This window comes from Salinicola sp. LHM (assembly GCF_034479735.1).
Lineage (GTDB): Bacteria > Pseudomonadota > Gammaproteobacteria > Pseudomonadales > Halomonadaceae > Salinicola > Salinicola salarius.
This window is the reverse complement of sequence record NZ_CP140261.1, coordinates 3,143,435-3,168,703: the sequence shown is the minus strand read 5'-3', so window position 1 is coordinate 3,168,703 and position 25,269 is coordinate 3,143,435. Positions and strand designations below refer to the sequence as shown.

Here is a 25,269-nt window from a genome sequence, read left to right as displayed (position 1 = left end):
CGCAATGTATCGACTTGTTTCTGCCAACGAAATTGCCCACGGCAACGATCGGGCCATCTTCCGGCATCCGGAACGCCCCGGATGCTGTATCAAGGTGCCGCGCTTTCCCGAGCGCGGTAGCCAGCAGAACGAGCGCGAGAAGGTCTACTTCGAGAACCTGTTGCGCCGCGGCATGGTCGATTGGCGCCATGTGCCGGCGTACTACGGGACGGTGGCGACGGACCAGGGCGAGGGTCTGGTCTTCGACTTGATCAGCGATGCCGATGGCCAGGTCTCTTCCACCATTCGGCAATACCGTCAGCGAGACGAGACGGCCTGGCTCGAGACCCAGGCCTTCTCCGACGAGCTGCAGCGGCTTTATCTTTACCTGCGCGACAACTGGATCGTGCCGTCCGACATCAACGACCGCAATATCGTCTGTCAGCGTCTGGCAGACGGCACTCAGCGGTTGTGGCTGATCGATGGCGTTTCCAACCCCGATTTCATGCCGCTGGCCAATATCTGGCCGTGGTTTGCGCGTCAGAAGATCGATCGCCGCATGAAGCGGTTCTTCACCAAGCTGACGGCCTCCGGGCTGCTGCCGGAAGCGGAAAGAGAGGAACTGCTGCGTAGCGTGCAATGAGCCCGCGATGCAGCAGACATCGATAGAAGAGTAGACATCGACAGAAGGGCAGGCGTCGATGGAAGAGCAGGCGTCGATGGAAGGCCTGCGACAAAGCTCATCGACAAACGCCCATCGATAAACGCCAGTCGATAAAAGAAGACGGCCTCTCGATCGCTCCGGGAGGCCGTCGTCGTTTGGCGGAGCCGATCAATGCTCCGTGGTGGTCTCGCGCGGGTTGCGGCCGATCGGATGCGGCTCGTTGCGGGCTCGGGCCAGTTCGATCTGTTTCTGGCGCTCGCGGGCGCTGGCGCGGGTCTTCTCCGGTAGCGAATCCCAGCAGTGGGGGCAACTGATGCCCGGCGAATACTGCTCCGACGCCTGGTCTTCGACCGAGATCGGCATGCGGCAGGCGTGGCACTGCTCGTAGGCGCCCTCGCTCAAGTCATGACGAACGGTGACCCGGTTGTCGAACACGAAGCAGTCACCGCGCCAGCGGGTTTCGGCCTCGGGGACCTTTTCCAGATAGCTCAGGATGCCGCCCTTGAGGTGGAAGACCTCCTCGAACCCTTCGTTGAGCATGAAGCTCGAGGCCTTCTCGCAGCGAATTCCGCCGGTACAGAACATCGCCACCTTCTTGTGCCGGGCGGGATCGTAGTGCTGCTTGACGTAATCGGGGAACTCGCGGAACGACTTGGTCCTGGGGTCGATGGCGCCCTCGAAACTGCCGATCGCCACTTCGTAGTCGTTGCGGGTGTCGATCACCAGCACTTCCGGGTCGTCGATCAACGCGTTCCACTGCTCCGGCTCGACGTAGGTGCCGACGCGCCGGTTGGGGTCGATATCCGGCACGCCCATGGTGACGATCTCGCGCTTGAGCTTGACCTTGGTGCGATAGAACGGATGTTCCTCGCAGTAGGACTCCTTGTGCTCGAGTGCGGCGAAGCGGGTATCGCGCTTGAGCCACCCGAGCAGGGCATCGATGCTTGCGCGCGTGCCGGAAACGGTGCCGTTGATGCCTTCATTGGCGAGCAGCAGAGTGCCCTTGACGTCGAGACGCTTCATTTCGTCGAGCAGAGGCTCGCGCAGGGCTTCGAAATCATCGAGCGTGACGAACTGGTACAACGCCGCGACGACGATCGGTTGATCGCTGATTGACATGCGGGACTCCTGGTTGTCGCCCTCGCAAAGGGCGGACCGGGTGAGGTAAGGGGCTGTCGATGCCCCGATGAACGTCGCGCATTTTACGCCGCTGAGCGCGAGCGTCCAGTGACCGACTGCCGCAGCGCGAACGGCGCCGAGCGTCGTCCTGCGTTACTGAACGGTCTCGGCGATATAGCGCGCGATCATCAGGTCGAGATGCGCGCCGCCGCCATTCTTGAATACCGTGATATCGCTGTCGCGGGTTCGACCCGGTTGTTTTCCGTGACAACCGCTATCGCGAGCGTCGTCATCGCGAGAATCGCCAGCCAGCAGATCGTAGAAATCCGCGATCACGTCGCTTTCGGCAATGGCTCCTGCGGCAATGGGAATCTTCAGCTCGCCGATGTGGTGGATCGTGGTCTCCCGGCTATCGACGAACAGCCGGCCGGTTTGCAGCAGTTCGTCGTCCGCCTCGCGCATGTCCGCCTTGAACGCACCGATGAGGTCGACATGCGTGCCGGGCTGTATCCACTTCCCCAGTATCAACGGCGCACGCGCCATGGTGGCGCTGGAGATGATGTCCGCCGAGCGGGCGGTCGCTTCCAGATCGGTTACGGCGGTGACGTTCAGGCCGCGCCTGACACAGCGCTCGGCCAGCGCCACGGCTTTATCTTGGGTGCGGTTCCAGACGCTGATACGCGCCAGATCGGGGAAGAGCGCGGTGTAGGCATCGATCAGGCTCGCCGCGACCGTTCCTGCGCCGCAGACCAGCAGATGACGACTGTCCGGTCGCGCCAGCAGGAGCGCGCCCAGCAACGAATCGCTGGCCGTCTTGATCTCGGTGACCAGCCGGCTCTCGATGATCGCTTTCAACTGACCGTCATCGGGCGAGAAGTAGAGCATCGCGCCCTGCACGGTATCCAGCCCGCGGGCGGCGTTGCCGTCGAACACGGTGACCGCCTTGGCGCCGTAGCCGAGGCCGGGAATGAAGCACGAACGGTTGAGCAGCGTCCTGTCGGCCGGCCCCAGGAAGGTATCGCCGATTTCCGGCCGGGCGGCGCGGTGACCCTGTTTCAGGGCCTCGACTGCATCGGACCAGGAGAGATGATTGCGTGCTTCGTTATAGGTGATGAGTTGGGTCATTTCAGGTATCTCAGGGGTCGACGATCTCGGTCACGACATCGGTCTTGACCGAATTGGCGATGAAGCAGTCGCGATGGGCCTGGTGGTGCATCGTTTCGAGCTGCTCGCGTGTCGGCCGACGCTCGCCAGAAAACGTCACGGCCGGCCGCAGCGTCACTCGCGTAATTGAGAGTCTTCCTTCAGGATTCTTTTCCATTATGCCGACGGCCTGGTCTTCGTAGCGATCCACGGTAAAGCGTCGTTTGGCGGCAATGCCCAGGAACACCAGCATGTGACAGCTGGCCAGCGAGGCGACGAACGCCTCCTCGGGATCGACATGGGACTCGATGGAGTAGGGCAGCGGAACCACGTGGGGCGATGACGATGCCGGTACGTTGACACCCCCATCGAAGCACCACTCATGGCCGCGGCTGTAACGGTTGTCGGTGAAGGTTTCGTCGGGGTGTCGCTGCCAGTGAACGCAGGCGGAATATTCGGACATGGCTGTTCCTCCTCTAGTCGATTCCGCTCAAGCAGAGCGAGTCTGCGTCATCGTAACCGGACTCGTCGCGCAATCCCTGCTGGATCGACTCGCGCTCTTCCATCGGCTTGTGCTGGCTCGCCTTGCGCTTGCCTTCCAGCCGCTCGATGGTCAGTTCGATGCCAACGATGGCACGGCACATCCCGGCAATGTAGTCATCCGGCGCGTCATCGATCGACCAGGGGGCGGGCCGGTCGCGCTCGAACCGCCGGGTCAGGAGTGCCACGGTTTGTCGCAGCCAGTCCGTGTCGTTGATCAGGCGCAGCCGGCCGTGGGCGTGCACCACCTGATAGTTCCAGGTCGGTACGACCTTGCCGTGCTCGCGTTTGGCCGGATACCAGCTCGGCGTGATATACGCCTGCGGGCCGTGGAAAATGGCCAGGGCTTGACAATCCGCGCGGCTCGAAGCCAATGGATTGGCGCGCGCGATATGCCCGCGCAGCGTACCCGGCGATGGCCCGCCGTCGGCAGCCTCGAACAGCAGCGGCAGATGGTCGGCGGTAAACTCACCTTTCTCGCTCTGCGTGACCAGCGTGGCAAACGGTGCCTGATCGATGGCCTGCTTCAAGGCGTCCGGATCATCGAGACGGAACTGATTTGGCTGGTACATGTTCAATGTCCCGGTTTTGTCAGTTCGGCCGTCATCGTCGAAAGCGATTGGCGTTGGCGGCCGCCAGCATCGAAGTTGTCCGGTGCCAGCCAGCGACGATGGCACTCGCGGATCGCCGGCCACTCGCCATCGAGAATCGAAAACCAGGCCGTGTCGCGGTTGCGGCCATTGACCACCCGATGCTGGCGAAAAATCCCCTCGAAGCGAAAGCCCAGGCGCTCGGCGGCGCGCCGCGAGGGTGCGTTCAGCGCATCGCATTTCCACTCCACCCGGCGGTAGCCGAGTTCGAAGACATGACGGATCAGCAGCATCAGCGCCTCGCTGGAGATTGGCGTGCGCGCCATGCGCGGCGAGAAATTCAGATGCCCGATCTCGATGCTGCCGTCGACCGGCACGATGCGTAGATAGGTCGCCATGCCGACGGCCTGGTCGTCTGCCGGATCGATGATGGCGTAACAATGCGGATCGTCGCTTGCGGTCATCGTCTTGAGCCAGCGTCGACAACCCGCTTCGTCGTCGAATCCGCGTCCGCCTAGATAGGTCCAGCGTGCCTTGCCGTCATGATCGTCGGCGATATCGGGATCCGACGGCTGCCAGGCTCGCCAGAGCGTGGGTGCGTGAGCCGAGACGTCCAGCGGCTCGAGGCGGCAGAAACGGCCCTCCAGGATTTCGGCCCGAGGTGTCGGCGGCGGCTGCCAGCCATCGATAACCGGGCCGACGGGCTGGCCATATTCGTTGATGAACGGGCTCATGGCATCACACGCTCAATAGATAGGTATAAAACGCTTCGTCGCGTTGCCAGCCAAGCGCCTGGTAGCAGGACTGGGCGGTCACGTTGTCGGTCTGGGTGCGCAGCATCAGCTGTGGCACGTCGTGGTCGACTGCCCGTGCCCGGGCGGCTTGCAATAGCGCGCTGCCGATACCCTGACGACGGGCTTGGGGGGAGACGAAGAGATCGTTGAGGATCCAGCGTGTCCCGAGCGAGGTGGTGGAGGGCACGGGAAACAGCTGCACGAAGCCGATCGCCGCGTCGCTCTCATCCAGCGCGATCAGCAGATGCGCATCGTCCCGTTCGAAGCGTCGGGCCAGGAAATGCCGAGCGCCTTCCAGGTCGCTGGGTTGTCGATAGAACTGGCGGTAGCCATCGATCAGTACAACGAGGCTGTCGATGTCCTTGGGGGTGGCGGCACGAATGGTAGGCATCGCGGGCTCCCTGGCGAGCGAACGGGGTGACAAGCGTGACGTGAAGCCAGTTTGGCCTCATGCTGGTTCTTCGATAAGGGCCAGTTGAGGCAATAGTGAGGGAACCAGTGCCGCCATCTCAGGACCACCGGCTGTGGATCGTCGAAGCGCTGACCATGCAACTCGCGTTGCCATCAGCGGCGACCTTGACCCAGCGACTCTATCAGTCGCTACGAGACTGGATTCAGGAGGGCAAGCTTGGTGCCGGCACGGCGCTACCTTCCTCACGTCAGCTGGCTCACGAGCTCGGGCTGGGCCGCAATACCGTGCTGGGCGCCATCGACCGGCTCGCGGCCGAAGGATTCGTGGAGACTCGCCGAGGCGCGGGTGTCTTCGTCGCCGAGTGGCGACCGGAAGCCCTGACGGCGGCGGTATCGGCATCCGGTATTGCGGCGCCGTCGCTTTCCGCTCGGGGCCGGCGCATTCTCGATTTCAGCGGTGTGCTGAGCGATCGCTATACGGCCTTCGCGCCGGGCGTGCCCGCACTGGACCGGTTCCCCCGTGAACGCTGGCAGCGGTTGTTGCGCCGCCATCGCCAGCGGGCGCCGCTCGAATGGCACGACTACCAGCATCAGGGCGGTGTCCCGGCATTGCGAGAAGCGCTTTGCGACTATCTGCAGTTATCGCGTTCGGTGCGTTGCCGGCCCGGGCAGATCCTGATCACCCAGGGCGCCCAGCAGGGCTTCGAGCTGATCGCCCGATTGCTGGCCGATGCCGGTGAGGCCGCGTGGGTGGAAGAGCCGGGCTACGGCGGGGCGCAGTCCTGCTTCGTGGCGGCCGGTCTGGATACCGTGCCGCTGGCCGTCGACGAGGAAGGGGCGAACGTGGAGCGCGTGCCGCGGGCGACGCCACCGCCGCGGCTGATCTATGTCACGCCCTCGCACCAATATCCCAGTGGCGTGACGATGACCTTGCCGCGCCGGATGGCGCTGCTGGATGCGGCTCGGCGTCATGGTGCCTGGATCATCGAGGACGATTACGACAGCGAGTTTCGCTACGCCAGCGCGCCGATCGCGTCGCTGCAGGGGCTCGTCGACAATGCCCCGGTCATCTACGTCGGCACCTTCAGCAAGGTGCTCTATCCGGGGCTGCGGCTCGGCTATCTGGTGCTGCCGGAAGCGCTGGTCGATGCCTTCAAGCGAGCCAATGCCCGGCTTCACCGGGAAGGGCAGTACGTGGCGCAGGCCGCGGTGGCAACGTTCATTGCCGAGGGGCATTTCGTGAGGCACGTCGCGAAAATGCGTGGGCTCTATCGCCAGCGTCAGGCGCAGTTGCGACGAGCACTGGCCCCGGCGGTCGCGCGCGGGCTGGTGCTCTCGGCGGGGCAGGCGGGGATGCATCTGGTTGCCGAGCTGGACAGTTTCGAGCTGGAGACCGAGCTGGTCTCGCGGGGGCAGGAGGCCGGGATTCTGCTGTCGCCGCTATCGCGCTATTTCCTGCAGCCGCCCGGCCGGCCAGGTCTGGTGCTGGGCTACGCCGGCGCCACCGAAACCGAGATCGCGTCGGCAGGACGCTGGCTGAGCGATAGCTGGTGCCAGTTGCGCATCCGCCACGGGCCCTGAGCGCGGGCGGCCGATTCAGGCGTCGCCGTCGTCGTCCTGCGGGTCTTCCGTCTGACGGGGGCCCGGATTCGAATGGCGGCGTTGGTCATCGGACGAACGGCGCTCGGTCCGCGACGAGGCAGTGTCGCGGTCGCTGCGTGACGTGGCGTCTCGTTCCTCGTCATCAGGGCGGTCGCGTTCTGGCTCCTGGTGGCGAATGCCCTCGGGGAAATAGACTCGGGATGCCGGAATGGCCAGCTCCGCGCCGTGGGAGTCGATGATGTCACGGATCTTCAACAGGATGTCCTGCTTGATCTCGTGGAAACGCTGCCAATCCGTCTCGTGGGTGAAGGCGTAGACGATGATATCCAGCGAGTACTGGCCGTAGGTGGAGAAGTTGACCGTGATCAGTTCGTCCTGATTGATCTCCTCGTGCTCCAGCAGCAGGTTGCGAATATCCCGGGCGACGTTCTCGACGGCGCCGATGTCCTGGTAGCGGAGGCTGATGGTTTCCCACAGGCGACGGCTGACCATCCGGGTAGGTGTCTCCACGGAAATCTGGCTGAACCAGGCGTTGGGCACGTAGAGCGGCGGCCCGGCGAAGGTTCGGACGGTGGTGAGGCGCCAGCCGATATCCTCGACGATGCCTTCGATCTGGCGTTCGGGCGAGCGGATCCAGTCGCCGACCACGAAGGGCTTGTCCAGATGGACCACCATGCCACCGAAAAAATTGGCAATGACATCCCGCGCGGCGAAGCCGATGACCAGGCCACCGAAGCCGCCCATGGCCAGAATGCTCGACATCGATACGCCCAGGATCTGTAGTCCGATCAATATCAGCGTGACGATCAGGATGGCGCCGACGATCTTGGTCAGGGCTGATGCCGAGGTGGGATCGACCGGCTTGGCATGGCAGTTGCCCGGCGGAAAGACCAGGCGCTGCTCCAGCCGTCGGAAAAGCCGGATGCCGCCCCAGGCGACCAGAAACAGCGTAATCAATGCCCCGACCCGGGACAGTACGATGTTCAGCCGCTCGATCTCGAAATGGTTGCCGATCACGCCGAGACCGACCATCAGCGCGGTGACCCAGACCCACCAGCGCAAGGGAAGACGCAGTCCGTGAAGGATGGGGTCGTCCCAGCGCCGCGGCGAATTGCGCAGGCGTCGCTCCATCCGGTTGAGAACGAAGTGCAGGGCGATGTCGACGATGACCGCGATCAGCAGTATCAGCGCAGGCAGCACGATCCAACCCGGGATATGGAGCCACTGGCCGAGTTCGGTCTGGAAGCGGGAGATAAGATTCGTGGCGCTATTGGAAATATTCATGCACCTGCTTTTTCATGTCCGGAAATCGAAGCGTTTCGACGCTGCAACAGAGATCGAGCTTAGTGTGTCGATGAGTATCCGGCGCGTCGATTCGCTAAAAGCGTAGCGGGACGAAGGGGCATATTCCACAAGGTGACTCGATTCGGCGTGCTTGCGATCGGTTCAGCGCAGGCAGCAGCGCTTGGCCTTCTTGCCGCTGCCGCAGGGGCAGGGCGCGTTACGCGAGGCGGCGGCGGGAGGCGGGTCGATGATGCCGTCGATGTAACGCCACAAGCCCTGGCGTCGGCGAAAGCGCGAACGCTCGTGAAGCACTTGCGGCGTTACCGCTGGCCCTGCACCGAACGGGCGGCAGTGTGCCTTGAACTCGACCGTTGCCTTGGCGCCGTTCTCGTGGGCATCGAGAATCTCGAGCCGCAGCCATTGTTGTTCCTGGCGGTCCAGTTGCTCCGCCGTCAGGGCCGGGTCGATGGTGTCGGCGTCCCAGGTCCTGACGAGATAGTCGCCGAGCCCGCCCAGCGCAAAGGCGGTGTAGCGTGAGCGCATGAGCGCTTCCGCCGTTGGCGCGGGCGCTTCCCCGCGATGGTAGATCCCGCAGCAGCGGCGGTAGGGCAGGCCGTTTCCGCAGGGGCACGGTCGAGTCTCGATGTCTTCGGAGGCTGTGGTTGGAACATTCATTTGGGTAAACTACGCTATCGTTTGTCTCTAAATGTTAATGGTGCGCTGCGATTTGCCCTAACATGTGGTAAAAGTGCGGCGCCTGGAATCCCAACGCCAAGTCATTCGATACGTGGGTCGACCACTTATGTTTCTCGACGAGTTCCATTCTACCGACGCGGACCGTATCTGTATCACCGCAGATCAGGCCAGTCAGTTTGCGCGTCAGATCGCGGGAGATTACAACCCGATCCATGATCCCTGTGCGCGGCGTTTCTGCGTGCCGGGCGACCTGCTGTTCGCGCTGGTGCTGTCCCGTTACGGGCTGTCTCAGCAGATGACGTTCCACTTCTGTGGAATGGTGGGGGACAGCGTCTCGTTGAGCTTCGTCGAAGAGGAAGAGACCGGCACCATCAGCGTCGTCGACCAGAGCGGCAAACAGTATCTGAACGTCAAGCGCAGCGGCTGGACGATCCATGACCCGGGCACTGTCGAGACGTTTACCCGTCGCTATGTGGCCTTCTCGGGCCGCAACTTTCCGCATTACCTCAAGCCCCTGCTCGAAGAGAAGGGCGTCATGTTCAATCCCCAGCGCCCGCTGGTGATCTACGACAGCATGGGATTCACGCTCGAGGATCACGACCCCTGTGATCTGGATCTGGACTTTGCGGGCGCCAATCTGGACGTCAAGGGCAAGCGTGGAGAGGCTCATCTCGAATTCCGCATGAGCTGCCATGGTCGTGACGTGGGCATCGGCTCCAAGAAACTGGTCATCAGTGGTCTCCAGGACTACGACGCGGAAAAGATGGATACGTTCGTGACCAATTTCACCCAGCTGAAACTGGCTAATCCCTGTTCGGCCTGATCGCACGCGACTCGTGTGCGCTGCTGCCTCGGGGGCGTGTATTACTCGGCGGGCGTTGAGCGGGCGATTCGCGTCGCATCGGCCCATTTGCGGATAATGCCGTTCATCCTGTCGCGGCCAAAGGGCTGGCGGGATCGGGGCGTACAGGTGAGCGGGACTTGCCATGAAGGAACATGTCACCCCTTTTCAGTTTTTTATCCTGGCGCTCTCGTTCTACGTGCTGGGAGCCATGCTGGCCGAGCTTTTCCTCGATCTGCCTACCGATATCCTCCAGTTATTCGGCTATCTGGACTACATCGTCTGCTTTTTCTTCTTCATCGATTTCTGCCAGCGGTTCTACCGCGCGCCCAATAAATGGCACTACATGCGCTGGGGGTGGCTGGATCTGTTGGCGTGCATTCCTGCCGGATGGTTCCAGGCTGCGCGCCTGGCCCGTGTCGTTCAGGTCATTCGCGTGATCCGGGCGCTGCGGTCGCTGGAGTTGATCTGGCAACTGCTGTTTCGCAACCGGGCCGAAGGCGTGTTGGCGTCGGCGGCGACAGCGACCGTGCTGCTGGTGTTTTTCGGTGCGATGACGGTATTGATGGTGGAAACGCCCAACCCGGACAGCCCTATCAATACGGCGGAAGAAGCATTGTGGTGGGCGATCGTGACCGTCACCACGGTCGGTTACGGGGATTACTATCCGATCACGACGCTGGGGCGCATCGTCGCCGTGTTGCTGATGGTCTGCGGGGTCGGGCTGTTCGGTAGTTTCGCGGCTTACGTGAGCTCGCTTTTCGTCGAAGATCAGGAAGAGTCGGAATCCCGCCAGCACAAGGCGAACCGGCGCATGATGCGCCATATGATCGAGCAGGTGAGCGAGCTTCAGGTCGAGATCGAATCGCTGCGCCAGGAGCTGCGCGATCATCGTCGGGAGTTGGCCGAACGCCAGACGCGCGAGCACGAGGATCGTGACCGAGAGGACGATAAAGCGAAACGATGAGCGCGATGACGATATTGCATTGCCAGGGAAATATAAGGGTGCTAATATAATTTCCATCGAATGTAGATACTTCGATTAGCAGTCGTTCGAGTCGCGTCTCCTAGTAACACCCCGCCTCGCCCGCGCATCCCCCCTCTTGCGCGGGCTTTTTTTGTCCTGATTTCGCGCATTGTTTTCCAGTTACGTCATCACGAATCCGCCCCCACGGGGATGTGAAGCACCACGTCGTCGCCGTCCCACCCGACGGACCAGGTACGCAAGCGCCGCGTGGCATCCTCGAGACACTGGCCATCCGTCAGCCGAAAATGCTGTTTGTAGATAGGCGAGGCGACCACCAGCTCGCCCTTGAGATCGCCGACGATGCCGCGGCCGATCACGTTGGCGCCGGAAAACGGGTCGTGGTTGTCTACCGCGTAAAGCTCACCGGCGGCTTCGGGCCGGTTGAACGACTCACCGGCGGCTTTGGGCCGGTTGAACGACTCACCGGCGGCTTTGGGCCGGTTGAACGACTCACCGGCGGCTCCGGGCCGACCAGGTAGCCCGTCAGCGGCTCCGGGCTGACAAGGTAAATAGAAAAGCGCTATCTGATGCCCTTCATGCCAGGCGACGATGCCGGAGCCGGCAACCAGGTCCGCCCGGCTGCACAGGCGAACGGGGCGTGAAGAAGAGGCAGACCGTGCTGCCTCGGTTTCCAGGATGAGCTCGCTCATGACGTTACCTCCACTGCCAGTGCGGCAATCTCTTCGGGGCGCGCAGGTCTCGGCTGGTCGCGCTCGCTGGCGGCGATGATGTCGGGATCGCTGCGCTTGTCATTGACGAAAGTGCGGAAGCGCTTGAGCTTTTCCGGATCCTTCAGCGCCCCGGCCCATTCGCACTCGTACTGATCGACCACGTGCTGCATCTGGGCTTCGAGCTCGTCACCCAGCCCCAGGCTATCCTCGAGAATCACCGCCTTGAGATAGTCGAGTCCGCCTTCCAGGTTCTCGCGCCATACCGAGGTGCGCTGAAGTCGATCGGCGGTGCGGATATAGAACATCAGCAGCCGGTCGATGATGCGCAGCAGCTCGGTGTCGTCGAGATCGGTGACGAACAGCTCCGCATGGCGCGGGCGCATGCCGCCATTGCCGCAGACGTAGAGATTCCAGCCGTGCTCGGTGGCGATCACGCCGACGTCCTTGCTCTGGGCTTCGGCACATTCCCGCGTGCAACCGGAGACGGCGAACTTCAGCTTGTGCGGCGAACGCAGGCCCTTGTAGCGATTCTCGATGGTCAGTGCCATGGCGACGCTGTCCTGAACGCCGTAGCGGCACCAGGTGTTGCCGACGCAGGACTTCACCGTGCGGGTGGATTTGCCGTAGGCGTGGCCGGTCTCGAAGCCGGCGGCGATCAGCTCGCTCCAGATGTCCGGCAGTTCATGCAACTGGGCGCCGAACAGGTCGATACGCTGGCCGCCGGTGATCTTGGTGTAGAGATCGTACTTCTTGGCCACTGCGCCGATGGCGATCAGCTTGTCCGGGGTGATCTCGCCGCCGGGAATGCGGGGAACCACCGAATAGGTACCGTTCTTCTGCATGTTGGCCATGAAGGTGTCGTTGGTGTCCTGCAGCGGCACCAGCGATGGGTTCGTGATCGGCGCGTTCCAGCACGAGGCGAGGATCGAGGCGACGGCCGGCTTGCAGATGTCGCAGCCCATCCGGCCTTTACCGTGACGCGCGTGGAGCGCCTCGAAGCTTTGAATGCCTTCGACCCGGATGAGGCCGTAGAGCTCCTGGCGGGTGTAGGCGAAGTGCTCGCACAGGCTGCGGTCGACTTCGACGCCACGGCTTTCCAGCTCGTGTTCGAACACTTGCTTGAGTAGTGCCGTACAACCGCCGCAACCGGTGCTGGCCTTGGTGTCGGCCTTGAGCGTGCCGAGATCCGTGCAGCCGGCCTCGACCGCCTGACAGACCGCCCCTTTGGAGACGTTGTGACACGAGCAGATGGTCGCTGTCTCGGGCAGGGCATCGGCACCCAGCGTCGGCGCGCCTTCGGTGCTGGGGAGGATCAGCGCGGCCGGATCCTTGGGCAGTTCCAGGCCGTTGCTGTAGTACTGCAACAGGGTATCGTAGTAGCTGTTGTCGCCTACCAGCATGGCACCGACCAGCTTCTTGCCATCGCTGGAGACCACCAGCTTGCGGTATTCCTGCTTGATCTGATCCAGATAGCGGTACATGCGAGCCCCGGGGGTGCGGTCGCCATGCGCATCGCCGATCGAGCCGACATCGACGCCGAGCAGCTTCAGCTTGGTGCTCATGTCGGCGCCCTGGAAGGTGAGTTCGCCCTCGACCAGGGTGTCGACGGCGGCCTTGGCCATCTGGTAGCCGGGGCCCACCAGGCCGAAGATGCTGTCCTGCCATAGCGCCACTTCGCCGATGGCCAGAATGTTCGGATCGCTGGTGCGGCAGTTGTCGTCCACCACCACGCCGCCGCGCTCGCCGACCTCCAGCCCGCAATCCCGAGCCAGCCGATCCTGGGGGCGGATGCCGGCGGAGAACACGATCAGGTCGGTTTCCCACACTTTCTCATCCTGGAAAACCATGCGGTGCTGGTGGTCCTGGCCGTCCTCGATACGCTGAGTGGCCCGGCCCGTCAGTACCTGAACCCCCAACTGCTCGATCTTTTCGCGCAGCAGATCGCCGCCTTCGGTGTCGACCTGCATCGGCATCAGGCGCGGCGCGAACTCCACCACGGCGGTGTCGAGATTCAGGCCGCGCAGGGCGTTGGCGGCCTCCAGCCCCAGCAGGCCGCCACCGACGACCACGCCACTGGAAGCCGTTTCGGCCGCGGCGCGGATCGCATCGAGATCGTCCAGAGTACGGTAGACGAAGCAGTTGGGGCGGTCGTTACCCGGAATCGGCGGCACGAAGGGGTAGGAGCCGGTCGCCAGAATCAACTGATCGTAAGCGTGGCTGTCACGTTCGGTGACGACGAGGCGGGCTTCACGGTCGATGGCGCTGACGGTTTCTCCCAGGCGAAGGTCGATGCCATGTCTGGCGCAGAAGTCCGCTTCGCCCAGGGCCAGGGCATCGGCATCGCTACCGGTGAAATAGTCGGACAGGTGCACGCGATCGTAGGCGCGGTGGCGTTCCTCGCCGAAGACGGTGATGGTGTAGTGCTGATGCGCCTGGCGTTCGACCAGCTGCTCCAGGCAGTAGTGGCCGACCATGCCATTGCCGATCATGATCAGGCGAGGCTTGCGGGACGGGGTCGGGGTGTCGGCTTCGAAGGTCATGCCGCTTCCTCCAGTGAGTGTTGAGTGTCTTCGGTCAGGCGTTGCGCGACATCGCTCGCGCCGAACAGCAGCAGATCGCGATGGTGGCCGAGATCCGCACCGGCTCTGGACAGTTGAAACAGCGTCGGACCATCGCCGGTATCGCCATAGAGCACGGCGCCGATCAGCCGGTCGTTGCGAAGCAGCAGGCGGCGATAGTCGCCGCCTTCCGGGTCGGCGTAGGTCAGGGTGTCGTCGTCGGGTTCCGCCTCGACGGGGCCGAACGCGTAGAGAGAGATGCCGGCGACTTTCAGCCGCGTGGCGCAGGCGCTGCCGATATAGGGTGCCGGCGTCTGGCCGCCGAGGAGATCCGCCAGGGTCTCGACCTGCTGCCAGATCGGCTCGACCAGGCCCACCGTGGTGCCATCGAATTCGCAGCATTCACCGATGGCATGAATGCGAGGGTCGCGGGTGGTCAAGGTGGCATCGACGCAGATGCCGGCGCCGACATCGAGACGGGCCAGGCGGCCGAGCTCGGCGTTGGGCGTGATGCCGGCGGCAATCACCACACAGTCGGTGGCCAGTCGGCGGCCGTCGGTCAGCCGCACGGCCTGGACGTTGCCCTGGGCGTCGGCGTCACAGCCGGCCAGGCTCGCATGGGTCTCTATCGTCAGTCCGCGCCGTTCGAGCGTGTCACGCAACCAGGTGGCGGCGGTGACATCGAGCTGGCGGTTCATCAGCCGATCGCCGCGCTGCAAAAGCGTGACCGCCAGGCCGCGCTTGCGCAGGCCTTCCGCCGCTTCCAGCCCCAGCAGCCCGCCACCGACGACCACCGCCCGGCTGCCCGGCGATCGGGCGATCAGCCAGTCGACATCGTCGAGATTGCGAAAGCCGCCGACGTTACCCAGCTCGATGCCAGGAATGGCGGGCAGCGTGGGGCGTGAACCGGTGGCAATGACGAGACGGTCGTAGTGAACCGGGTCGCCGAGGTCGGTATGGACAAGTCGATGGGTACGGTCGATCGTCACCACGCGCTCGCCCAGCCGCCACTCGACGCTGGCGGACATCTCGTCGCTCAGCCGGGTGTCGAGGGAGTCGCGTTCGATCTCGCCGGCCAGCCACGGCGACAGCAGGATCCGGTTGTAGGCCGGAGAAGCCTCCGCGCCGATCATGGTGATGCGAGTCGGCCGGGTCGGGCGGTCCTGTAGCGCCTGCAGCAGCCGGTGTCCGGCCATGCCATTGCCGATGATCACCAGGTGTTCCCCGGCATCGGCTGGGGTTCTGGATGGAGCATCGGCTGGTGCTTTGAATGAAGAAAGGGCGGTCCTGCTCATGTTGATCCCCCGTCAAGCGACGTTTTCAAGCGCAGCCGTTTTCCGAGTTCGGAAGAGATGCCTGGAAAACGGCGACGCAACGCAAAAAGGCGCCTGATGACACGGAGTATTGAACTCCGCGGCATCAGGCGCCTTTGCCTGAATATCGATGTGCCTGAATATCGATGCGACGCCCGAGAGCCGACGAATGAAGCGGCATCGTCAGCCTACCGGGGCGTGCCATGGCTATCTGGCGCGACGCTGCCTCGATGCAGCGCCGGCCTGGCGATCGCGACCGCCATTGGTCGCCGATGGTGGAACTCAAGCGAAGGCCATGCCAGCTCACCGATCTTCAAATCGATTCAGTGGGTTGGTGGCAAGGAGCGCTGACGAAAGCGGGCAGGAAGAGGGCGGATGGGCGCTGGCTTGCGCAACGCCGGTGCAGCGTTGCGCGCTTTCGCACCAAAGGTTGGCATGAACGCCCCGAGACCGGGTCTCTCGACTGCCAGGCGCGGGGTGGACGCGGCTGCAGAAGGTTGTCGAAAAAGGAAAAAGCGGCCGGTGGCCTGCTTATTGCTCTGATCCTTTATCCAGGCGTGCCAGTTGCCAACGCCGGCAACGAGCAACGCTCCGGCACGCAACACCGGCAATGATCACAACGCACCGCGGATACCGGCAGGATCACGCGGCAGCAGGCAAAGAGGCCTGACCTCACGTTCAGCGTGAAGTCAGGCCTCTTTGCGTTTCAGGGAGGCGTTCATGCCCAATCCGTACAGCACGACCGATCCACAGCCTCGGCGGACGACGCCCCGCGAGTCGTTCGGCGGCACCGGCTCCTCTTTCGAGCGCACCGCCACCAGATCCTCTCCAGATAGCACCACGACCTGCCCGCCATACAAGGGCACCACGACCTGCCCGTATTGCGGCGTCGGTTGTGGCGTTGTCGCGACGATCGAGGACGGTGCGCTGGTCGATGTCGCCGGGGACCCCGCGCACCCGGCCAACCAGGGGCGTCTCTGCGTCAAGGGCAGTGCGTTGCACGAGACGATGGGCGAGCGGGGGCGCCTGTCGCATCCCGTCGTCGATGGCGAAGCGGTGGGCTGGGAAGAGGCGCTGCAGTGCGTCGCGTCGCGGCTGGCATCGACGCAGCGCGAGCATGGCCGGGAGTCGGTGGCGGCCTATCTCTCCGGACAGCTGCTGACCGAGGATTATTACGTCGCCAACAAGCTGTTCAAGGGCTTCCTGGGGACGCCTCATGTCGATACCAATTCGCGGCTGTGCATGGCCTCGGCGGTGGCCGCCTACAAGCGATCTTTCGGCGCCGACGCAGTGCCTTGCTGTTATGAGGATCTGGAGTGCGCGGAACTGGTCGTGCTGGTCGGCTCCAACCTGGCCTGGAATCATCCGGTGATCTATCAGCGGCTGAAGGCCGCCAAGCAGCGCAACCCGCTGATGCGCATCGTGGTGATCGACCCCCGGGTGACGGACAGCTGCGAAATCGCCGACCTCTATCTCGGTATTGCGCCCGGCAGCGATGCCCGGCTGTTCAACGGACTGCTGGCCTGGATGCACGCCGCTGGCCGGGTCGACCGGATCTATCTCGAACGCCATACCCGAGGCTTCGAAGAGACGATGCAGGCTGCCTGCGAAGACGATGTCGGCATCGAGGCGGTCGCTCGCGACTGCGATGTCGACGCCGAGCGGCTGGAGACCTTCTTCTACTGGTTCGCCACGCAACTGCACGTGGTGACGCTCTATTCCCAGGGCATCAACCAGTCGAGCAGCGGCACCGACAAGTGCCAGGCGATCATCAACTGCCACCTGGCGGGCGGCAAGATCGGGCTGCCGGGCGCAGGGCCGTTTTCGATCACCGGCCAGCCCAATGCCATGGGCGGGCGCGAGGTCGGAGGTCTGGCCAACCAGCTCGCGGCGCACATGGACTACCACACGCCGGGAGCCATCGATCGGGTCACCCGGTTCTGGCGCACCGAGACGCTGACGCCGACCTTGCCCGGTGCGCCGGGTTTCAAGGCCACCGAGCTGTTCGACGCCATCGAGCGAGGGGAGATCCGGGCGGTCTGGATCATGGCGACGAATCCGGTGGTCAGCCTGCCCGAAGCCAATCGCATCAAGCGCATTCTGGCGGCGTGCCCGCTGGTGATCGTTTCCGACTGCATGGCGAATGCCGAGATTCTGGAGGTCGCGGACATCGTGCTGCCGGCCACTGGCTGGTCGGAAAAGGATGGCACCGTCACCAATTCCGAGCGCTGCATTTCCCGCCAGCGCGGGTTGCTGCCGCCGCCTGGAGAGGCGCGTCACGACTGGTGGATCATGACCCAGGTCGCCGCACGTCTCGGCTTCGCCGAGGCATTTCCCTATGTCGATCCTTTCGAGATCTTCGACGAACATGCCCGGCTCTCCGGTTTCGAGAACGCGGTCGAAGGCGAGGGTAGCGAAAGCGACGGCGCCACCTGGCGGCCGTTCGACATTTCGGGGCTGGCGGGGCTGGACCGTGCCGGCTACGACGGCCTGGCACCGGTTCAATGGCCGGTGACCGCCGCGGCCCCCGCGGGCACGCCGCGGCTATTCGAGAACGGCCGCTTCGCGACGCCCGATGGCCGTGCCCGGCTGTTGCCGGTTCGTCCGCAGGCGGTACGCCAGGAACTAACCCGGGAAAGGCCGCTGCGCCTGAACACCGGTCGGGTACGGGATCAGTGGCATACCATGACGCGGACGGCGCGGGCCTCCCGCCTGATGAACCATCGCGGCGAGCCCTTCGTCGACATTCACCCGCTGGATGCCGAACGCCTCGGCGTCGCCGACCAGCAACTGGTCGAGCTGACGGGGGGCGATGGTCTCTATCGCGGCCGGGCCAGAATCGCCAAGTCCCAGCGGCCGGGAGAGCTGTTCGCGCCGATGCACTGGAACGACGCCTTCAGCGGCCAGGCCAAGGTCAATGGCCTGGTGGCGGCGGTCGTCGATCCGATCTCCGGGCAGCCTGAATCGAAGCAGGCTGCAGTCAGCCTTCGTCCGCTGCCGATCTCCTGGGAAGCGACATTGATCGTCGCCGCCGACATCGCGGCCGAGATCGCGCCTGCTATCGAGAGTGGGCGCGAAGACTGCGCCTACTGGGCTCGGATTCCTCTCGCTCATTCCGTGCGCTGGCAGCTTGGCGGCCAGCCGGATGCCGCTGGACGCGACTGGCTGGCGTGGGCCGAGTCCCATCTGCCTGTGCCGGCCTCGCAGTGGAGTCACGACGAAACGCGCGGACGGCTGCGCGCCAGCGGTATCGATAACGGCCGGCTGCGCTGGTGGTTGATGGTCGGGCCACCGGAGGGGCTGCCGTCGTTGCGCTGGCTGGACGACTGCTTCGCCAGCGAAGGCGACCAGTTGCTCGATCGAGAGACGCGGCGTCGCATCCTGGCCGGCTGTGCCAGCGGCGCGCGCAGCGACGGCCCGATCGTCTGCAGCTGTCATCAGGTCGGCCAGAATTCGATCATTGCCGCCATCCGCGCCGGCGATACCAGCGTCGAGGCGCTGGGTGCACGCCTCGCCTGCGGTACCCAATGCGGTTCCTGCCAACCCGAGCTGAAAGCCCTGCTCGAAGAAGAGACACAAGAGGAGATGGCCGATGCCAGCCTATGATGCAACTCAAGGCAATACGCGCGGGAAGAGGCTGGAGACGGCCGGCTGGATGGCTCGGCTCTATCAGGCGGCTCGAAACCGAGTCGTGACCACGAGATCGACGAGAAACGTCGTCGACTCGGCTGACGATGCCGGCCGGGTCTCGCTGGTCGGCGCCGGGCCCGGCGCCGCGGATCTGCTGACCGTGCGAGCCCTGCGACGAATCGAGGCCGCACACGCCGTGGTCTATGATCGGCTCGTCGGCCCCGACATTCTGGCCTTGCTGCCCCGGGGCTGCGAGCGCTACTACGTCGGCAAGGCGCGTGGCAACCACAGCGTGCCCCAGGCGGAGATCGGCACGCTATTGGTGCGGCTCGCCGCCGAAGGAAAGCGGGTGGTGCGTCTGAAAGGTGGCGATCCCGGAATCTTCGGGCGCATGGGCGAGGAGCTGGCAGCGCTGGCCGAGGCCGGCATCACCCCCGACATCGTGCCCGGGATTACCGCCGCGTCCGGCGCCGTTGCTGTCATGGGGCTGCCGCTGACCGACCGCGCTCACGCCCAGCAGGTTCGCTTCATTACCGCGCAGGCGTGCCGGGACGATGTCTCCCTCGACTGGCACGCGCTGGCTCGGCGTGACGAGACACTGGTCTTCTACATGGGGTTGAGTCGTGTCGAGACCATCTGCGAAGGGTTGATCGGCGCCGGGCTGCCGTCCGACTGGCCCATCATGCTGATCGCCAACGCCTCGCTGCCGCAGCAGCAGACGCTGGTGGGCACGTTGGCGGACATGCCGCGAACGCTTGCCGCCAACCCGATGCCGTCGCCGTGCCTGATCGTCGTCGGCAGCGTCGTCGAGATGATCCCTTCTACCGCTGACCGGCTCTTGAGCCTCGAACGCCCGGTTTGACTGGGCAGTTCGAGGCGGGCGGCGTAGACTTCGCGGCTTTCCGAACGCCAGGAGTCTACGCGTGAGCCAGTTACCGCCTTGCCCGCAGTGCGGGTCCGAATACACCTACGCTGACAGCCAGCTTGTCGTCTGCCCCGAATGCGGCCATGAGTGGTCCGAAGCCGAAGCGGCGGCCGACGAAGGGCATGCAAGCGTCGTGACCGACGCCCATGGCACGCCGCTGGCCGATGGTGACAGCGTCACCGTGATCAAGGACCTGAAGATCAAGGGGTCGTCGCAGGTCGTCAAGGTAGGGACCAAGGTCAAGAATATCCGCCTGGTCGATGGCGATCACGATATCGATTGCAAGGTCGATGGTGTCGGCGCCATGAAGCTGAAATCCGAGTTCGTCAAGAAGGCCTGAACCGACGTCAGGCCTTCGGTGGATCCATCGGGCTTCTTTTCGCCGTCGACCGGCTCGGGATTCGTCATCACAGGCGGGGGACCACAATGGCTTGGAAGATCGCGCGGTTGAATCGCGATGACACGCTCGGCATCGAAACGGTGTCGCGTTGGACCTTCGACGCCTGGGGCGGACTTCACCCGCGCACGACGTTCGAGGAGTGGCGGAACGAAACCCGCAACGACTGCGGTGCCAAAGGCGTGCCTTCGATATTCGTGGCCATGAGCGCCGGAAAGCCGATAGCTACCGCGAGCCTGACAGTCAGCGACATGAGCATTCGGCCCGCCATGGGGCCTTGGCTCGCCTCCGTTTTCGTCCTGCCGGCCTGGCGCGGCCGCGGTATCGCCTCGGCATTGGTGGCGACGGTGGAAGCGGAGGCCCGGGCAGCGGGTTGGCGACGACTTCATCTCTATACACCGGACCAGATGGCGCTCTACGCGCGGCTGGGTTGGGTGCCCTCCGAATCTCTGACCTATCGTGGCGAGCGCGTCACGCTGATGCACCGAAATCTCTGAAAAGAGCCGCTACCCGAAGGCAGCGGCGAAGATCGCATGGACACGCGATGGAGAAGGGCGTGATGACAAAGCGTCATCGAAAAGGGGTGTCGCTCAGCCGGCAACGGCCTCCCGCTCGACATCGCGCTCGACGCTGCGCTTGCCGTCGGCCTGATGATAGGCCTGGTGCTCCTCGGCCTCCGTCGCCGGAGAAAAGCGCACCGCCAGGGCGAACAGCGAGGCGGCGATGACCGTCAGCCCCAGATAGAAAAGACCCTGTTGATAGGAAAGGGATTCCGAGCGGAACAGGAAACCGGCTGCCACGGCGCCCGCGTTGCCACCGGCACCGACGATCCCCGCGACGGCACCCAGCGCCTTCCTGTTGATGAACGGCACGACGCCGAAGGTGGCACCTTCCGCCATCTGCACGAACAGGCTGAACACCAGCATGATGCCGATCGCCACGGCCAGGGTCTGCATCTGGGCGAAGCCGGTCAGCGCGATGCCCTCGCACAGTAGCGCGATGAACAGCCAGCGTACCCGTCCCTTGAGCCCGCCGTTGCGGGCGAACAGGTCGGAGAAGATGCCGCCCAGGGTGCGCGCGAACAGGTTCATCATCCCGAACAGCCCAGCGATCAGCCCGGCCGTGGCGAGGTCGAGCGAGAACGTATCGAAGAAGTAGATGGCAGCGATGTTGTTGATCGTGAGTTCGACGCCGAAGCAGGCCGCGTAGACCACGAACAGCGCCCATACGCGGATATCCTTGGCGGCGGCGGCGAAGCTTTGCAGGGCGCCGTGTTCACGGGTGGCTGGCGGCAGTTCGCCGCGGGCCCGCAGATCGCTGAAATTGCCATCGGGTGCATCCTGGGTAAAACGGTAATAGGCCAGTCCGGTCAGGAACAGCACGATACCGGGCACGACCATCGCCAGCCGCCAGCCCAGCGTTTCGCTGACGCCCAGCATCAGCACGCCGGAAAACACCAGCGGCATCAGGATCTGGGTGGTGCCGCCGCCGAGATTCCCCCAGCCGGCGGTCGTGGCGTTGGCGGTGCCGACCACGTTGGGAGCGAACATCATCGTGGAGTGATACTGGGTGATGACGAAGGAAGCCCCGATCGCGCCGATGGCGAGGCGGGCCAGCAGAAAGGTTTCGAAACTGTCCGCCAGGCCGATCGCCATCACCGGCAGCGACCCGAGGCAGAGCAGCCAGGTGTAGGCCTTGCGCGGGCCGATGCGATCACAGAGCAGACCGATGACCAGGCGCACGAGAATGGTGATCGCGACCGAAGCGATGATCGTGTTGCCGATCTGGGTCTTGGTCAGGCCGAGATCGTCGCGGACGACGGCCATGAGCGGGGCGATGCCGAACCAGCCGAAGAAGCAGACGTGGAAGGCGAACCAGGAGAGATGGAAGGCTCGCATCTGAGGGGTGGAAAAGCTGAACAGACGTATCTTGTTGGCTTTGTGACGGATGTCCATGAAGATCACTCTCCGATGGTGGCGACGACACCGGCCGGTGCCGAGGGCATGAAAAAACGGCGCCCATCTCTCGTCATGCGGTGCATGAAGAGCGATGGACGCCGTTGTCCGTTGCGTCAGCCGGTCGACCTTGACCGTGCTTCAGCGAATGTCTGGCTCGGAACCGCTGGAGCAGGCTCCTGTCGGGCCGCCATTGGCCCGGACTTCTCTATCCAAGCAGAAGCCGTACCAGAATCCTCGAAAAGGCGTCGATTCAAGTAGATAAGGTGTGAAGTCGAAGGCGGGCAGGCACCAATGCGCCATGACAGCAGGCAGGATCGCGACCCGACGGTGCAGCATGTGGGAGGCGTGCACCAGCGGGTGGCGTGGAAAGACGATGAGGGCTCAGGAACGCTCTCGAGACAGCATGTCGACGAGGTCGATCACGTTTCGGGCCACTTCGATCAACGGCTTGCTCTGGTCCATGGCGGTCTTGCGCATCAGGCGGTAGGCCTCTTCCTCGGAGAGGCGCTGATGGGTCATCAAAAGCCCCTTGGCGCGGTCGATCTGCTTGCGATCGCGCAGCGTCTTGCGCGTGCTCTCGAGTTCGTCGCTGATCTGCTGCAATCTTGCGTGTTGCGTCTGCACCAGGCCGACCAGCGAACGGCTGAAGCGTGACTCCATGGTGCTGGCCGTCAAGGCTCCCAGGCTTGAGGCCGGCTCTGCGTCCGGCACTTCCAGCAGCAGGTTCACCGGTGCCGCCCAGAGCTCGCCATTGAGCGCTTCGCGCAAGCCGACGCCGTTCTCTATCTCGCGCTCGGCCTGATGAATCCGGTCACGACAGCTGCGCTGCAACTCCTCGACCAGGCGATCCTCGATGTCTTTCATGGCATCGATCCGCTGGGTCATGATGGCGTACCACTGTTCCCCGGGATCATTGAGATCGTTCGGCAGCGGGGTGGCCTGGATGGCCAGATCGCGCAGTTGAGCGATGGCCAGATGGATCGGCTGGTCGAGCTCTTGCTGCCAGTGCGAGAGCAGCTCGGTGCTGGCGAATTCGCCGAAGGTTTCGAAGCAGCGATGTTGGGCATCTATCAACTGCTGCAACGTCTGGCGGTGCGCATCGTCGAACACGCCGAGCGTGAAGCCGAAGGCGCCACAGGCCCGTTCCTGTCCGGCGAGCTCCTTGCCCTGGATGAAATGAAACAGACACACCAGCACGCGGGTGATCTCGGTGTCGCTGGCGGTATCCGCCGCCTCGAAGATGACCGACAACAGGTTGCTGATCAACCGGTTGAACAGGCGCACCGCATCGTCGGCGGTGAGGCGCTGCGCCTCGATGTCGTCGCGAATCGGCGGAAGCGAGTCGAAGCCGTGCCACACCGCCGCGATACGGGTCAGCAGGCGTGCGTTGGCGAGATGGCGTGACGTGCGGTTGGCGTCGTCGAAGGAAGCCCACTCGTCCAGGCGCTGGCGCAATGTCGCTTCCGCCAACTGGCTATCGACGATGCGCTGCCGGCGCTGGTGCGTGAAACGCCGGCCAGCGGAACCGAGATAGATCGTGGAGGCGCCACGCTCCCGCTGCAGGGCGTGGACGAAACGGCAAATATCGCCGACCACCGCAGCGGTTTCCGCCAATCCGGACAGTTGCTCGATTTCCGATAATTTGGCTGCGCGCAGCAGCCGTTCGGTCGCATTCATGAGTCACCGCATCCCGTCTCAACTTGTTATTGTCGATACCGTTTGAGCAGAGCGTACGTTGGCGTGAGGGGAGAGTTCGACCAACGTCGAATATGACTCTACCGCGTACGTCCGATCGACGCACGTGGAGACGGGGACCGACTCGATGAGGCGCCACGCTCGAGGCGCGGCGCTGAAGGCGTTCGAGGGGAAGCGGAGCGCGTCGAGCGCAAGCAAGAGAGCGTGATCGAAAAGCGCGCGATCAAAGCGTGCACGATCAAGCCCCGACGCGGGGAATCGATGCAGGGAAGCGATGCCGGTAGCGTGTTCAGGAGTCTTTCGAGCGCACCTCGTATTCGCCATCGAGCACTTGCTGGGAACGCCCTGCCGAGTGGTTGCCGCCGTCGGGATCGGCGCTGCCGCCGGCATACTGCGCTCGAGAGGCGCGGAACTGTTCGGCGCGCTTTTTCATGCGATGGCGGAGAAACGGCAGCATCGCCCAGCCGACGACCAGGAAAAACAGGCCGAGCAGGGTGCCGACGATCAGCATGACGCCGAAGAGCAGCCAAGTGAACAACAGGCGCAGGCCTCCGGCACCCTGACTGGGACGAGTCTGCTGAACGCGCTCGCGCCATTGCTGCGCGGCACGCCAGGCCGCGTTGCCGGTATCGTGGCGGTTATCGGTCATCCACTTTCTCCTCGGTTGCTGAGAGGGTGTTTACAAAACAGGCGAACGAAGGCAAGACAAGGCAAAATTGGCCGAAAACACGGAGTTTACATGGAGTAAATGAGTATTTGAGGCCGATTTTAACGCTGGATTGTCGAGTGCAGCCCTTTTGTCAACACCCTCTGAGGGCGGCAGCGTTGTGATCATCTGTTCAACTCGTCCCGATGCAGGTCGAGATCGAGTTCGTTCTGCTGCGCGTTGTAGCCTTCTATCTCGATGCGACCATCACTGTCGACTTCGAGTTCCGCGAAATGCTGCATGCCGCGATTCTGGGCCTGGGCCAACGCGTTCTGCAACTCTTCGGCCGTCAGGCTCCAGTCCGGGATGTTCGATTGACGCTGACTTTCCCGCATCAAGGCACCGTCGTCCAGCGCCATCGAGACGTCCAGTTCCCAGCCGTCATCGCGCCACCCTTCGACCTCGAGCCGGTTGTCGTCACGATCCACATCCAGCTTTTCGTAATGGGTGAAGCCATGGCTTTCGGCTTTATCGAGCAGCGTCTTCAATTGACTGTAGGATAGCGTCGCCTCGTCGGCCAAGGCGCTGGCACTGATCCCGCTTCCCAGTGCGACGGCAGGCAACACCCATAGACGGTATTTCATGATCGATCTCCTGAAGTTCGATATCGGTAGACGCGTTCTTCGCGATGGACCGGCCTTGTCGATGTCCATCGTTATACTCGGGGAGACCTTGCCTCGAACTGACAGAGGCATTCATCCGGGGTTCATCATCTGTCGCCCGCGG

At 63.7% G+C, this 25,269-nt stretch carries 24 protein-coding genes; 9 read left to right on the top strand and 15 right to left on the bottom strand.

What is annotated here, in order from left to right; translation table 11 throughout:
- Positions 1-4: 4 nt before the first annotated feature.
- Entirely contained in the window at positions 5-622 is a 618-nt protein-coding gene (locus tag R5R73_RS14480) for a YrbL family protein (RefSeq protein ID WP_071229814.1), read from the top strand.
- Between the two features lie 189 nt (positions 623-811).
- On the opposite strand, the gene R5R73_RS14475 is transcribed toward R5R73_RS14480, so the two are convergent.
- The 6 genes from R5R73_RS14475 to R5R73_RS14450 form a co-directional block, all read right to left on the bottom strand.
- Entirely contained in the window at positions 812-1,762 is a 951-nt protein-coding gene (locus R5R73_RS14475; RefSeq protein ID WP_276232156.1) for a rhodanese-related sulfurtransferase, read from the bottom strand.
- Between the two features lie 153 nt (positions 1,763-1,915).
- Complete coding sequence (locus R5R73_RS14470; RefSeq protein WP_071229812.1) at positions 1,916-2,887, bottom strand: ornithine cyclodeaminase family protein; 972 nt, start codon at positions 2,885-2,887, stop codon at positions 1,916-1,918.
- Positions 2,888-2,897: 10 nt separating this feature from the next.
- Positions 2,898-3,368, bottom strand: a complete 471-nt coding sequence (locus R5R73_RS14465; protein ID WP_276232158.1) for an OsmC family protein — start codon at positions 3,366-3,368, stop codon at positions 2,898-2,900.
- A 13-nt stretch (positions 3,369-3,381) separates the two neighbouring features.
- Entirely contained in the window at positions 3,382-4,017 is a 636-nt protein-coding gene (locus tag R5R73_RS14460; RefSeq protein WP_322527888.1) for an FMN-binding negative transcriptional regulator, read from the bottom strand.
- A 2-nt stretch (positions 4,018-4,019) separates the two neighbouring features.
- Positions 4,020-4,769, bottom strand: a complete 750-nt coding sequence (locus tag R5R73_RS14455) for a GNAT family protein (RefSeq protein ID WP_322527887.1) — start codon at positions 4,767-4,769, stop codon at positions 4,020-4,022.
- 4 nt (positions 4,770-4,773) lie between these two features.
- Positions 4,774-5,220: a GNAT family N-acetyltransferase gene (locus R5R73_RS14450; RefSeq protein ID WP_322527886.1), complete on the bottom strand. Its 447-nt coding sequence runs from the start codon at positions 5,218-5,220 to the stop codon at positions 4,774-4,776.
- A gap of 155 nt (positions 5,221-5,375) precedes the next feature.
- On the opposite strand from R5R73_RS14450, the gene R5R73_RS14445 reads away from it, so the two are divergent.
- Positions 5,376-6,821, top strand: a complete 1,446-nt coding sequence (locus R5R73_RS14445) for a PLP-dependent aminotransferase family protein (RefSeq protein ID WP_322529611.1) — start codon at positions 5,376-5,378, stop codon at positions 6,819-6,821.
- 15 nt (positions 6,822-6,836) lie between these two features.
- On the opposite strand, the gene R5R73_RS14440 is transcribed toward R5R73_RS14445, so the two are convergent.
- Positions 6,837-8,126, bottom strand: coding sequence for a mechanosensitive ion channel family protein (locus R5R73_RS14440; protein ID WP_322527885.1), 1,290 nt, complete (start codon positions 8,124-8,126; stop codon positions 6,837-6,839).
- 162 nt (positions 8,127-8,288) lie between these two features.
- Positions 8,289-8,801 (bottom strand): YchJ family protein, encoded by a 513-nt coding sequence (locus R5R73_RS14435; protein WP_416221197.1) that lies wholly within the window; start codon positions 8,799-8,801, stop codon positions 8,289-8,291.
- 127 nt (positions 8,802-8,928) lie between these two features.
- Between R5R73_RS14435 and R5R73_RS14430 the strand changes: the two genes are divergently transcribed.
- Positions 8,929-9,645, top strand: coding sequence for a DUF3581 family protein (locus tag R5R73_RS14430; protein ID WP_322529609.1), 717 nt, complete (start codon positions 8,929-8,931; stop codon positions 9,643-9,645).
- A gap of 163 nt (positions 9,646-9,808) precedes the next feature.
- Entirely contained in the window at positions 9,809-10,630 is an 822-nt protein-coding gene (locus tag R5R73_RS14425) for an ion transporter (protein WP_071229803.1), read from the top strand.
- 188 nt (positions 10,631-10,818) lie between these two features.
- On the opposite strand, the gene R5R73_RS14420 is transcribed toward R5R73_RS14425, so the two are convergent.
- Genes R5R73_RS14420 through R5R73_RS14410 form a run of 3 tightly spaced genes read right to left on the bottom strand, consistent with a single transcriptional unit; the run spans position 10,819 to position 15,133 of the window.
- Entirely contained in the window at positions 10,819-11,340 is a 522-nt protein-coding gene (locus R5R73_RS14420) for a nitrite reductase (NAD(P)H) small subunit (RefSeq protein ID WP_322527884.1), read from the bottom strand.
- Positions 11,337-13,901 carry a nitrite reductase large subunit NirB gene (nirB, locus tag R5R73_RS14415; protein WP_322527883.1) on the bottom strand — a complete coding sequence of 855 codons (2,565 nt, stop codon included), beginning with the start codon at positions 13,899-13,901 and terminating at the stop codon, positions 11,337-11,339. Before nirB ends, R5R73_RS14420 begins: the two co-directional genes overlap by 4 nt.
- Entirely contained in the window at positions 13,898-15,133 is a 1,236-nt protein-coding gene (locus R5R73_RS14410) for an NAD(P)/FAD-dependent oxidoreductase (protein WP_247643179.1), read from the bottom strand. The genes nirB and R5R73_RS14410 overlap by 4 nt, the downstream gene beginning before the upstream one ends.
- A gap of 302 nt (positions 15,134-15,435) precedes the next feature.
- Here R5R73_RS14410 and R5R73_RS14405 point away from each other — a divergent pair, with 302 nt between their 5' ends.
- The 5 genes from R5R73_RS14405 (at position 15,436) to R5R73_RS14385 (ending at position 20,681) form a co-directional block, all read left to right on the top strand.
- Positions 15,436-15,846 carry a hypothetical protein gene (locus R5R73_RS14405; protein ID WP_139284215.1) on the top strand — a complete coding sequence of 137 codons (411 nt, stop codon included), beginning with the start codon at positions 15,436-15,438 and terminating at the stop codon, positions 15,844-15,846.
- A gap of 106 nt (positions 15,847-15,952) precedes the next feature.
- On the top strand, positions 15,953-18,838 hold the full coding sequence (locus R5R73_RS14400; RefSeq protein ID WP_322527882.1) for a nitrate reductase: 2,886 nt from the start codon (positions 15,953-15,955) through the stop codon (positions 18,836-18,838).
- 85 nt (positions 18,839-18,923) lie between these two features.
- Complete coding sequence (cobA, locus tag R5R73_RS14395) at positions 18,924-19,724, top strand: uroporphyrinogen-III C-methyltransferase (protein WP_247643178.1); 801 nt, start codon at positions 18,924-18,926, stop codon at positions 19,722-19,724.
- Positions 19,725-19,785: 61 nt separating this feature from the next.
- Positions 19,786-20,127 carry a zinc ribbon domain-containing protein YjdM gene (locus tag R5R73_RS14390; RefSeq protein ID WP_071229799.1) on the top strand — a complete coding sequence of 114 codons (342 nt, stop codon included), beginning with the start codon at positions 19,786-19,788 and terminating at the stop codon, positions 20,125-20,127.
- Positions 20,128-20,213: 86 nt separating this feature from the next.
- Entirely contained in the window at positions 20,214-20,681 is a 468-nt protein-coding gene (locus R5R73_RS14385) for a GNAT family N-acetyltransferase (protein WP_071229798.1), read from the top strand.
- A gap of 93 nt (positions 20,682-20,774) precedes the next feature.
- Here R5R73_RS14385 and R5R73_RS14380 read toward each other — a convergent pair whose 3' ends face one another.
- From R5R73_RS14380 to R5R73_RS14365, 4 genes are all read right to left on the bottom strand, one after another.
- Positions 20,775-22,139 carry an MFS transporter gene (locus R5R73_RS14380; RefSeq protein WP_071229797.1) on the bottom strand — a complete coding sequence of 455 codons (1,365 nt, stop codon included), beginning with the start codon at positions 22,137-22,139 and terminating at the stop codon, positions 20,775-20,777.
- Between the two features lie 384 nt (positions 22,140-22,523).
- Positions 22,524-23,819, bottom strand: a complete 1,296-nt coding sequence (locus R5R73_RS14375) for a nitrate regulatory protein (protein ID WP_071229796.1) — start codon at positions 23,817-23,819, stop codon at positions 22,524-22,526.
- A gap of 307 nt (positions 23,820-24,126) precedes the next feature.
- Positions 24,127-24,486 carry a hypothetical protein gene (locus tag R5R73_RS14370; protein WP_071229795.1) on the bottom strand — a complete coding sequence of 120 codons (360 nt, stop codon included), beginning with the start codon at positions 24,484-24,486 and terminating at the stop codon, positions 24,127-24,129.
- A gap of 182 nt (positions 24,487-24,668) precedes the next feature.
- A complete protein-coding gene (locus R5R73_RS14365) occupies positions 24,669-25,127 on the bottom strand; it encodes a hypothetical protein (protein ID WP_322527881.1) in 459 nt (152 codons plus the stop codon).
- Positions 25,128-25,269 lie beyond the last annotated feature (142 nt).

Excerpts from the sequence above, each read along its gene's own strand:
- R5R73_RS14480 (WP_071229814.1), top strand. The coding sequence starts at position 5 with ATGTATCGACTTGTTTCTGCCAACGAAATTGCCCACGGCAACGATCGG.
- R5R73_RS14455 (WP_322527887.1), bottom strand. The coding sequence starts at position 4,769 with ATGAGCCCGTTCATCAACGAATATGGCCAGCCCGTCGGCCCGGTTATC.
- R5R73_RS14375 (WP_071229796.1), bottom strand. The coding sequence starts at position 23,819 with ATGAATGCGACCGAACGGCTGCTGCGCGCAGCCAAATTATCGGAAATC.
- R5R73_RS14420 (WP_322527884.1), bottom strand. The coding sequence starts at position 11,340 with ATGAGCGAGCTCATCCTGGAAACCGAGGCAGCACGGTCTGCCTCTTCT.
- R5R73_RS14430 (WP_322529609.1), top strand. The coding sequence starts at position 8,929 with ATGTTTCTCGACGAGTTCCATTCTACCGACGCGGACCGTATCTGTATC.
- R5R73_RS14385 (WP_071229798.1), top strand. The coding sequence starts at position 20,214 with ATGGCTTGGAAGATCGCGCGGTTGAATCGCGATGACACGCTCGGCATC.
- R5R73_RS14435 (WP_416221197.1), bottom strand. The coding sequence starts at position 8,801 with ATGAATGTTCCAACCACAGCCTCCGAAGACATCGAGACTCGACCGTGC.
- R5R73_RS14460 (WP_322527888.1), bottom strand. The coding sequence starts at position 4,017 with ATGTACCAGCCAAATCAGTTCCGTCTCGATGATCCGGACGCCTTGAAG.
- R5R73_RS14380 (WP_071229797.1), bottom strand. The coding sequence starts at position 22,139 with ATGGACATCCGTCACAAAGCCAACAAGATACGTCTGTTCAGCTTTTCC.
- R5R73_RS14425 (WP_071229803.1), top strand. The coding sequence starts at position 9,809 with ATGAAGGAACATGTCACCCCTTTTCAGTTTTTTATCCTGGCGCTCTCG.
- R5R73_RS14475 (WP_276232156.1), bottom strand. The coding sequence starts at position 1,762 with ATGTCAATCAGCGATCAACCGATCGTCGTCGCGGCGTTGTACCAGTTC.
- R5R73_RS14370 (WP_071229795.1), bottom strand. The coding sequence starts at position 24,486 with ATGACCGATAACCGCCACGATACCGGCAACGCGGCCTGGCGTGCCGCG.
- R5R73_RS14470 (WP_071229812.1), bottom strand. The coding sequence starts at position 2,887 with ATGACCCAACTCATCACCTATAACGAAGCACGCAATCATCTCTCCTGG.
- R5R73_RS14465 (WP_276232158.1), bottom strand. The coding sequence starts at position 3,368 with ATGTCCGAATATTCCGCCTGCGTTCACTGGCAGCGACACCCCGACGAA.
- R5R73_RS14400 (WP_322527882.1), top strand. The coding sequence starts at position 15,953 with ATGCCCAATCCGTACAGCACGACCGATCCACAGCCTCGGCGGACGACG.
- R5R73_RS14405 (WP_139284215.1), top strand. The coding sequence starts at position 15,436 with ATGGCTATCTGGCGCGACGCTGCCTCGATGCAGCGCCGGCCTGGCGAT.
- R5R73_RS14445 (WP_322529611.1), top strand. The coding sequence starts at position 5,376 with ATGCAACTCGCGTTGCCATCAGCGGCGACCTTGACCCAGCGACTCTAT.
- R5R73_RS14365 (WP_322527881.1), bottom strand. The coding sequence starts at position 25,127 with ATGAAATACCGTCTATGGGTGTTGCCTGCCGTCGCACTGGGAAGCGGG.
- R5R73_RS14450 (WP_322527886.1), bottom strand. The coding sequence starts at position 5,220 with ATGCCTACCATTCGTGCCGCCACCCCCAAGGACATCGACAGCCTCGTT.
- R5R73_RS14440 (WP_322527885.1), bottom strand. The coding sequence starts at position 8,126 with ATGAATATTTCCAATAGCGCCACGAATCTTATCTCCCGCTTCCAGACC.
- nirB (WP_322527883.1), bottom strand. The coding sequence starts at position 13,901 with ATGACCTTCGAAGCCGACACCCCGACCCCGTCCCGCAAGCCTCGCCTG.